The organism is Thioclava sp. F42-5 (assembly GCF_002213195.1).
GTDB classification, from domain to species: Bacteria; Pseudomonadota; Alphaproteobacteria; order Rhodobacterales; family Rhodobacteraceae; genus Thioclava; species Thioclava nitratireducens.
Genome location: NZ_NBNZ01000021.1, coordinates 1 through 1,139, shown reverse-complemented (window position 1 = coordinate 1,139; position 1,139 = coordinate 1). Strand labels below are relative to the sequence as shown.

Below are 1,139 nucleotides of genomic sequence, written 5' to 3'. Positions count from 1 at the left end.
TTCACCTCCGAATCCGTTTCGGAGGGGCATCCCGATAAGGTCTGTGACCGCATTTCGGATGCCGTTCTCGATACTTTCCTGGCTGCAGAGCCCAACGCGCGGGTCGCCTGCGAAACATTCGCGACGACCAATCAGGTCGTGGTCGGTGGCGAGGTCGGTCTGGCCGATAAAACCAAGCTCGCCGAATATCTCGAAGGCATCGACAAGATCGTGCGAGATTGCGTCAAGGATATCGGCTACGAGCAGGACGAGTTTCACTGGGCGACGCTGAAAGTCGCGAACTTCCTGCACCCGCAATCTGCCCATATCTCTCAGGGCGTCGACAAGGACGGGGCCGGCGATCAGGGGATCATGTTCGGCTTCGCCGCCGACGAGACCCCCGAACTGATGCCCGCGCCGATACATTATTCGCACGCGATCCTGCGCCGTCTGGCCGAAGCGCGCAAATCCGGCGCCGAGCCCGAGCTGCGCCCCGACGCGAAATCGCAGCTGTCTGTGCGCTACGAGAATGGCCGCCCCGTCGGCGTGAGCCAGATCGTGCTTTCGACCCAGCACGCCCACGAGCATCAGACCTCGGATGATATCCGCGCCATCGTCGAACCCTATATCCGCGAAACGCTGCCCGAGGGCTGGATCACGCCGGAGACCGAATGGTGGGTGAACCCGACCGGCACCTTCGTGATCGGCGGTCCGGATGGCGATGCGGGCCTCACCGGGCGCAAGATCATCGTGGACACCTATGGCGGCTCGGCCCCGCATGGCGGCGGCGCGTTCTCGGGCAAGGACCCGACCAAGGTGGACCGTTCGGCGGCCTATGCGGCGCGCTATCTGGCGAAGAACGTGGTGGCGGCAGGCATGGCGCGCAAATGCGTGATTCAGGTGTCCTACGCGATCGGCGTGGCGAAACCGCTGTCGATCTATGTCGACACGTTCGGCACCGGCGAAGTGCCCGACGAGGTGATCGAGAAAGCCGTGGCGCAGGTGATGGACCTGACGCCGAAAGGCATCCGCGAGACGCTCGATCTGTGCAAGCCGATCTACGAGCGCACCGCGGCCTATGGCCATTTCGGTCGCGCCCCGGAGGCCGATGGCGGCTTCTCCTGGGAGAAGACCGATCTGGTCGAGGCGCTGAAGAAAGC

At 63.8% G+C, this 1,139-nt stretch carries 1 protein-coding gene; it reads left to right on the top strand.

Annotated features, from left to right (window positions below):
- Positions 1–1,139: methionine adenosyltransferase (gene metK, locus B6V74_RS18685; protein WP_088723677.1), on the top strand; the 1,139-nt coding region annotated here is incomplete at both ends.